Consider the following 7978-nt stretch of genomic DNA (forward strand, 5'->3'; position numbering starts at 1 on the left):
GGGTCGCCGCCGTGACGCCCAACTCCCGGGACAGCGCGTCCAACTCTTCCCCATGCAGCAGCCGCATCACCGCTCCGCTCTTGCGCCGAGAGGAGAATCTCCCTCGCTCAACGCGGCCTCGATCAAGCGCTCCCTCGCCCTTTCCATCCATCATGGACACCTCCTTGAGTTTGTGGCATCATGCCCCAATTCCGTGTCCAAGAAAATCCTAGGGCGGGGGAGCGCATGCGATTCGCGGAGGCGTCCGCACCTCTTCCACGCCCATGCCGGCGTAGACCTTCTTCCAGCGGTAGATGGTCTGCTCGCTGATCGCGAGCTCGCGGCAGACCTCAGGGACCGGCGTCCCGCCCTCGGCCTGGCGCAGCGCGAAGGCCACCTGCTCGGGGCTGTCTCTGGACCGTTTCATGCGATGATCCTCCTCGTTTTTCGGGCCGATTCATCCCACAAAAAGACTCATTCCATTTGGACCAGGTTTCGGGGAGGGGACGAGCGCAGACCGCGCAACGCGTCGAGATGCTCAATGCGCAGGAGAACGAGATCAAAGAACGGTTGGCGCGGCTTTATGACGCGCTGGAGACCGGCAAGCTTACCCTCGACGACGTCGCGCCGCGCATCCAGGACCTACGGGCTCAGCAGGCGCTCCTCGGACGATCCAAAGCAGAGGTGATGGAAGTGATGGATGCAGATCGGCGCCTGGCGGTGAGTCGAGAGGAGTTGCTTGTCTATTTGGGCGACTTCCGAGAGCTCTTAGCCAAAGGCGATGTGGGGAACTGGCGGACGCTCCTGAAATCGTTCATCCAACGCATCGAGAAGCGTGGACGAGAGGTGACGGTGCACTACACGCTACCGCTGCCGCGGGAAACGGTGTCACTGGGAGAGACGGGAGTTCTTACTTTGGAACAGAGTGGTGGGCGGTACTGGAGTCGAACCAGTGACCTTTGCGATGTCAACGCAACGCTCTAACCAACTGAGCTAACCGCCCGCGCAAGACATACCGGGAGAAGACGACTTCCGAAGTGTAACAAACCCCTCTTGGGAGCGTCAACACAAAGGTACGCTGCTCGCCCGTGATTTCCCCACGGCTCGGCCCTGGCGGCGTGGCGACTCTCCAGGGCTTCGGGTATACTTCAGATTCGGCGTCTCCCCATGAAAGCCTCACGACTCAGCTCCGAATCCCAGCAAGCCCTCGCTCGCGCTCACCAGACCGCCTACCGGGCTGGCGCCTCGCGCGTCGAGCCGGAGCATCTCTTCGTCGCCCTCGGCGAAGACCAGGCCACCGGCCTGGAGAAAGCCCTGCGCGATGCCGGCGCTAACGTCCAAGGAATCATCGAGGCGTTGACCGTCTCCCCGAAAGCATCCAAAGAAGCTGGTGGCTTCTTCCTCCAACCTTCCCCTGCGCTGGAAGAGGCTATGACGCGCGTCTGGGAGCGCGGTCTTGCCCAGCATCGCCATCACATCAGGCCCGTAGATCTCATTGAGGGTCTCTTGGATGAGAATGCCCCCTCGCCCTTCCGCGTGCGGCTCCTAGACCTCGGCGCAAAGCCTCAGGACCTTCAGCGTGCTCTCGTCACCCTGCGCAACAGGGGAACGGCCAGGGAGGGCCTCGTCACAAAGACCCGCACCCTGCGGAAGTTCAGCCGCTGCCTCACAGACCTCGCCCGCGAAGGCGCCCTCGACCCGGTGGTCGGTCGCCACCTGGAGATACGGCGCATCATGCAAGTCTTGGGCAGGCGTGTGAAGAACAATCCGGTGCTTGTCGGCCGCCCCGGCGTCGGCAGAACCGCGATGGTTGAGGGCCTTGCCTATCTCATCGCCAACGGCGAAGTTCCTGAGCATCTGAGGAGCAAAGTCCTCTTCGCTCTGGATATGGGCGCACTATCCGGCGGTGCCGACCACCGCGGCGTCTTTGAAGACCGGGCCAAGGCCCTCTTGGAAGATGTTCGCGAAGCCGGTGGCGACGTGATTCTCTTTATTGATGAGATCCAGACCATCGCTCGCGGCGGCACCGATCTGATGGCCGCTCTCAAATCAGCCATCGCCACAGGCGAACTTCGCTGCATCGGCGTCACCTCCTATGACGATTACCGGAACACCATCGAGAAGGACGGCGTCTTGGAGCGCCGCTTCCAACCCATCTTCATCGAGGAGACCTCTGTCCAGGAGACCGTCAGCATCCTGCGCGGCCTTCAGCCTCGATACGAGGCGCACCACGATATCCACATCACCGATGCCGCCCTTACCGCCGCGGCGAACCTCTCCCACCGCTTCATTACAGGCCGCGCCCTGCCCGATAAGGCTATTGACCTAGTGGATGAAGCGGCTTCCAAAGTGCGTATCGAGCGCGATACTATGCCTGCCGACCTCGAAGCCCACGGCAGGCGCGCGACGCAGCTTGACCAGGAGCTGCGCGGCCTCGCCTCCTCGCGCAAGCCTCAAGAGAAGGCCATCTCGCGCATCGGCGAGGAACGGGAGAAGGCGCAGACTGCGGCGCACGAGGCCGCCGAAGCTTGGGAGGCGCAGAAAGCCCTTGGCGATCAAGTGCGGAGCGAGCGCGAAGTTCTCGATTGGGAGCAGATGCTCATCCGCCACGGTGCCGCCGCAAATTGGACCAGGGAGCAGTTGCGCCGTGGCCAGGAGACGATGCAGTCACTCGAGCGTGCCCTGGCGAAGAGCGAGGCGAAGCTCGCAGTCCAACAGAGGGATCGCCGACTCTACAAAGTAGACCTGGAAGAAGAGGACATCGCCCACGTCGTCTCCAGCTGGACCGGCATCCCGCTCAACAAGCTCATGGAGAACGAGCGCGCCAAGCTCCTCCACATGGAGGAGTCTCTCCACAAGCGCGTCGTCGGCCAGGATGCCGCTGTCCGCGCCGTCTCGAATGCTGTCCGCCTTGCGCGCGCGGGCATGAAAGACCCCAATAGACCCGTCGGCAACTTCCTCTTCCTCGGCCCAACAGGCGTCGGCAAGACGGAGCTCTCCCGCGCCTTGGCCGAATTTCTCTTCGATGACGAATCGGCCATGGTGCGCATAGATATGTCCGAGTATATGGAGAAGCACACCGTCTCCCGGCTTATCGGCGCCCCTCCCGGCTACATCGGCTATGAGGACAGCGGTCAGCTCACCGAAGCCGTGCGCAGGCGTCCCTACTCCGTCGTCCTGTTTGATGAGATCGAAAAGTCCCACCCGGACGTCTTCAACCTCCTCCTGCAAATCATGGACGATGGCCGCCTGACCGATGGCCACGGCCGCACCGTGGACTTCAAGAACGTCATCGTCATCATGACCAGCAACGTCGGCGGTCATCTCTATCGTGAGACCTTGGGCAAGAAGAGAGCGAAGCTTGACGAGCTTCTGGCCGAAGAGCTGCGCAAGCACTTCAAGCCCGAGTTCCTGAATCGTATAGACGGCATCGTCCGGTTCGATATGCTGACTCGGGAGAACATCAAGAGCATCGTCGGCATCCAGATCGGCCTTGTGAATAAGCGCATGGCAGGCGGCAGCATCCGCTTGGAGGTCGCCGAGCCGGTGAAGGACTACCTCGCCCACGAAGGCTTCGATCAGCTCCAAGGCGCTCGCCCACTCAAGCGCCTCATCCAGTCCCAGATCATGGAGCCCCTTGCTCTCCACGTCCTCCGCGGCGATTTCAAGGAGGGCGATGTCGTCACCCTCGCCCTCGGCAAAGAGAAGAAGATTCTCTTCAAGCGCCGCGCCCCCTAACCCTTGCCGATACACTTGCAAAGGGTGCTATCCTCTGCCCGGAGGCGCCTATGTACACCGGCAAGCTCATCTCGTCTGATGACCACATCTTCGAACCGCGCGATCTCTGGACCAGCCGCGCCCCCCGAGCCCAGTGGGCCGATATGCCCCATGTGGTCCAGGAGCCCGATGGCGATTGGTGGGTCTGGAAGGGCCACAAGATGCTCAGCTTTGGCCCAGGCACGCAACCGGGGCGGCGTTTCGAGAATCGGGACCATGTGAAGCTTGTTGACAGAGAGGAGCGTCTCCTCCCCGGCGGCTATGACCCGCAGCAGCGCATCAAGGACATGGAGATCGAACAGATGGAGGCGGGCATCATGTACACCACCGTTGCCATTGCTCTCTACCACTTCGCCTCCAGCGACGAGCTCACCGCCCTCCTCAGGCCCTACAACGATTGGCTAGCCGATTTCTGCGCCGTCTCCCCCAAAAAGCTCCGGGGCATCTGCCTCCTGAACTCTGATGACGTGCCCTCAGCCGTTAAGGAGATGGAGCGCTGCAAGAAATTAGGCCACGTCGGCGCCCTCATCGCCACCTGGCCCGATGATGCGCACCGCTTCTTCCGTCCTGAATACGATGCCTTGTGGGGTGCCGCTCAGGACCTGCAGATGCCCCTGCATATGCACCTAGGCGGCAATCGGCCAGGGGCGGGCAATGAGCTCCAAACACTGAAAATCCTCACCCCGGCCTTCCGCACGAACTTCGACTATTGGGTGCGTATGTCCCTGGCCGATATGACCTACGCAGGCGTCTTCGAGCGCTTCCCAAAGTTGATGGTCGGCTCGGTCGAGCAGGAGATGGCCTGGATTCCTCATTTCTTGGAGCGCATGGACTTCGCCTACACCCAGCGCTCACCAAATAAAGGCGACTACCGATTCAATGAGAAGATGCTCCCCAGCGACTACTTCCACCGCAACTGCTTCGCCAGCTTTCAGCAGGACGCCATCGGCATCCGCCTGCGCGACCTCATCGGCGTCCAGTGCCTGCTCTGGGGCTCCGACTACCCGCACATCGAATCCACGTTTCCGCGCAGCAGGCAGATCCTCGGGGAGATCTTGGCCGGCTGCACGGACGAAGAGAAGCACGCCATCGTCTACGGCAACGCCAAGCGCATCTACGGCCTCTAGCGCTTACGACGCTAGCCTGGCGCGCAGCGCCGCCTCGAGCTCCTGCATCGGCACGCGCTCCTGCGTCATGGAGTCGCGGTCTCGGATCGTCACCTTCTGGTCGTTCAGCGAATCAAAGTCAACGGTGACGCAGTACGGTGTCCCGATCTCGTCCTGGCGGCGGTACCGCTTGCCGATGGACTGCGTCTCGTCGTAGTCCGTCGCCCAGTGCTGGCGCAGCTTCGCGGTGAGCGCCTCGGCAACGGAGGAAAGCTCCTGCTTCTTGGAAAGCGGAAGCACCGCGACCTTGTACGGCGCCAGCGCCCTGGGGATCCTGAGGACCACTCGCAGGTCGCTCTCCCCCTTCTCCGCGGTCGGCGCGGCCTCCTCTCGATAGGCCTCCAGGAGGACGATGAGCAGCGAGCGGTCAATCCCGAACGTCGGCTCTACCACATGCGGGATATATTTCTCGTTCGTCGCCGGGTCGGTGTAGGCGAGGTCCTTCGCCGATTTCTCCATGTGGCGCTTCAGGTCAAAGTCCGTGCGGTAGGCGATGCCGTACAGCTCCTTCCGCCCGAACGGGTACTCATACTCGATATCTACCGTGCGCTTGGAGTAATGCGCGCGCTCCCCGTCCGGTATCTCGTGGAAGTAGAGCTTCTCCCTGCGCACCCCTAGGAAATCGAGCCACGACTGCATCTCCGCGAGCCAATATTCGAAATGCTTCTCCCATTCGTTCGGGTGGACGAAGTACTCGAACTCCATCAGGTTGAACTCGCGCGTGCGGAAGATGTAGTTCCCCGGCGTGATCTCGTTCCGGAAGCACTTCCCCTGCTGCGCGATGCCGAAGGGAAGGCGCTTCCGCGAGGTCTCCTGCACCATGCGGAAGTTCACGAACATCGCCTGGGCCAGCTCCCCGCGCAGGTAGGCCACCGCCGAATCGTCTTCCGTGGGCCCGATGAACGTCTTGAACATCAGGTTGAAGTTCTTCGGCTCCGTGAACTCGCCCTTCGTCCCGCAGTGCTGGCATGCCCCCTTCGGGTCTATCTGGTCGGCGCGGTAGCGCGTGTGGCACTTCCGGCACTCCACCAACGGGTCTGTGAACTCCGCCAGGTGGCCGGAAGCCTCCCACACCTTCGGGTTCATGATCGTCGCCGCGTCTATCCCCACCATGTCGCCGCGTGAAGTGACGAACCGCTTCCACCATGCCTCCGCGATGTTGCGCTTCAGCTCCGTCCCAAGGGGGCCGTAGTCCCAGGAGTTCGCCAGGCCCCCGTAGATGTCGGAGCCGGGAAAGATGAAGCCGCGCCGCTTGGCGAGCGAGACGAGCTTCTCCATGGTGACGGGGCCGGGCTGGCTCTTTGTGGTCAACGCGCTACCTCACAGATGTGGTGGGGACGTGAACATCCTATCAGGGGGCGTCTGCCCGGGCAAGGGAACCTGGTTTGACCCTGACTCAGGGCGGCCATATACTCGAATCTCTCGCCGTTCCTCTCGCATCCGATTCCCAGGAGCCTTGCATGAAGGAAGTCCTTTTGGCCGGCGCAGTTCGCACCCCCGTCGGCAAGTTCGGCGGCGGCCTTTCTGAGTTGCCCGCGACTCAGCTTGGCGCGATCGCTATTAAAGAGAGCCTCAAGCGCGCCAAGGTTGATCCGGCCCAGGTGGACTACGCCATCATGGGCAACGTACTTACTGCGAACGAAGGTCAGGCCCCCGCGCGCCAGGCTGCCATCCGCGCCGGTATTCCGGACTCCGTCTCTGCCCTTACCATCAACAAGGTCTGCGCCTCAGGCCTCATGTCCGTCGCTCTTGCCGCCCAAGCCATCAGGGCGGGCGATGCTGAGGTCGTCGTGGCAGGCGGCATGGAGAACATGAGCCTCGCTCCCCACATGATCGTGAACAGCCGCACCGGCTTCCGTCTGGGCGATGTTCCTGCCGTAGACCACATGCTTCGCGATGGCCTCTGGTGTCCCTTCGAAAATCGCCACATGGGCAACTCCGCCGAGGCTATCGCCGCCAAGCACGGCATCCCCCGCGAGGCCCAGGACGCCTTCGCCCTCAGGAGCCAGCAGCGCGCCGTCGCCGCCACCCGCGAAGGCGTCTTCTCGGGGGAAATCGTCCCCGTCGAAGTGAAACGCAGAAAAGAAACTGTCCTCCTCGATCGGGACGAAGGCCCTCGCGCCGATACCTCCGCCTCCTCTCTCGCCGCCCTGCGTCCCGCCTTCCCGCCGGGGCAGACCGTCACCGCCGGTAACGCCTCTCAGATCTCCGATGGCGCGGCAAGCGTCGTCGTCCTAGAGAGCGCCCGCGCCAAGGCCCTCGGCGTCCACGCCATGGCGCGCATCATCGGCTATGCCCACGCCGCCAACGCTCCCGCCTGGCTCTTCGATGCTCCTGTGCTAGCAACAAGAAAGCTGCTGGAAAAGACGCGCACGAACCTGGACGGTTACGATCTGATCGAGATCAACGAGGCCTTTGCCGCTCAGGTCCTCGCCAACGAGAAGGAGCTCCGCTGGGACTGGGATAAGGTCAACGTCACCGGCGGCGCCATCGCCATCGGCCACCCCATCGGCGCAAGCGGCGCCCGGGTCCTCGTGACCCTTCTCCACGGGATGAAGCGCCGGAAGGCCAAACGCGGCATGGCCGTCATCTGCCATGGCGGAGGCGGCGCGGTCGCCATGGCCATCGAATCCCTCTGACCCTTTCCTTCGGGTGTACGATGTGCGTGTGGGCTCCGCGCTGCTAGGCGCAGTCGTGGAGAGAAAGGATGACCATGGGCGCAGGCATCATTGTGCTGATCGTGATTCTCGCGATCGTCGCTATCGGCATCTTCTTCATCTGGGGTACCTATAACAGCCTCGTTACCATCCGCCAGCGAGTCAAGGAGGCGTGGAGCGGCATAGACGTGCAGTTGAAGCGGCGCGCAAGCCTCGTGCCGAATCTGGTGGAGACCGTGAAGGGGTACGCCGCCCATGAAAAGGCAGTCTTTGAGAATGTCACCAAGGCCCGCGCTGCCCTCATGTCTGCAGGCACGCCTCAGCAGGCCGCTCAGGCGGACAACATGCTCACTGGCGCGCTGAAGAGCCTCTTCGCCGTCGCAGAGGCCTATCCCGAGC

General features: G+C 62.6%; 6 protein-coding genes and 1 tRNA gene. 4 read left to right on the plus strand and 3 right to left on the minus strand.

Translation table 11 applies throughout. The annotated features are described in order from the left end of the window. Window positions 1-208: 208 nt before the first annotated feature. Both FJ039_12205 and FJ039_12210 read right to left on the minus strand, forming a co-directional pair. Window positions 209-406 carry a transposase gene (locus tag FJ039_12205; GenBank protein ID MBM4406911.1) on the minus strand — a complete coding sequence of 66 codons (198 nt, stop codon included), beginning with the start codon at window positions 404-406 and terminating at the stop codon, window positions 209-211. A 499-nt stretch (window positions 407-905) separates the two neighbouring features. Beyond that, window positions 906-982: transfer RNA gene (locus tag FJ039_12210), tRNA-Val, on the minus strand. Between the two features lie 164 nt (window positions 983-1146). Here FJ039_12210 and FJ039_12215 point away from each other — a divergent pair. Next, window positions 1147-3717 carry an AAA family ATPase gene (locus FJ039_12215; protein MBM4406912.1) on the plus strand — a complete coding sequence of 857 codons (2571 nt, stop codon included), beginning with the start codon at window positions 1147-1149 and terminating at the stop codon, window positions 3715-3717. Window positions 3718-3767: 50 nt separating this feature from the next. Beyond that, on the plus strand, window positions 3768-4883 hold the full coding sequence (locus FJ039_12220) for an amidohydrolase (GenBank protein ID MBM4406913.1): 1116 nt from the start codon (window positions 3768-3770) through the stop codon (window positions 4881-4883). Between the two features lie 3 nt (window positions 4884-4886). Here FJ039_12220 and FJ039_12225 read toward each other — a convergent pair whose 3' ends face one another. Beyond that, window positions 4887-6200: a glycine--tRNA ligase gene (locus tag FJ039_12225; protein ID MBM4406914.1), complete on the minus strand. Its 1314-nt coding sequence runs from the start codon at window positions 6198-6200 to the stop codon at window positions 4887-4889. Window positions 6201-6382: 182 nt separating this feature from the next. Between FJ039_12225 and FJ039_12230 the strand changes: the two genes are divergently transcribed. Together FJ039_12230 and FJ039_12235 are read left to right on the plus strand one after the other, a co-directional pair. Next, entirely contained in the window at window positions 6383-7561 is a 1179-nt protein-coding gene (locus tag FJ039_12230) for an acetyl-CoA C-acetyltransferase (protein ID MBM4406915.1), read from the plus strand. 74 nt (window positions 7562-7635) lie between these two features. Continuing rightward, on the plus strand, window positions 7636-7978 hold a 343-nt coding region (locus FJ039_12235; protein MBM4406916.1), incomplete at its 3' end, for a LemA family protein.

It is taken from the genome of Chloroflexota bacterium (assembly GCA_016875535.1).
Taxonomy (GTDB): domain Bacteria; phylum Chloroflexota; class Dehalococcoidia; order SHYB01; family SHYB01; genus VGPF01.

Coding starts and splice junctions, on each gene's coding strand:
- FJ039_12205 (MBM4406911.1), bottom strand. CDS start 406: ATGAAACGGTCCAGAGACAGCCCCGAGCAGGTGGCCTTCGCGCTGCGC.
- FJ039_12220 (MBM4406913.1), top strand. CDS start 3,768: ATGTACACCGGCAAGCTCATCTCGTCTGATGACCACATCTTCGAACCG.
- FJ039_12215 (MBM4406912.1), top strand. CDS start 1,147: ATGAAAGCCTCACGACTCAGCTCCGAATCCCAGCAAGCCCTCGCTCGC.
- FJ039_12230 (MBM4406915.1), top strand. CDS start 6,383: ATGAAGGAAGTCCTTTTGGCCGGCGCAGTTCGCACCCCCGTCGGCAAG.
- FJ039_12225 (MBM4406914.1), bottom strand. CDS start 6,200: ATGGAGAAGCTCGTCTCGCTCGCCAAGCGGCGCGGCTTCATCTTTCCC.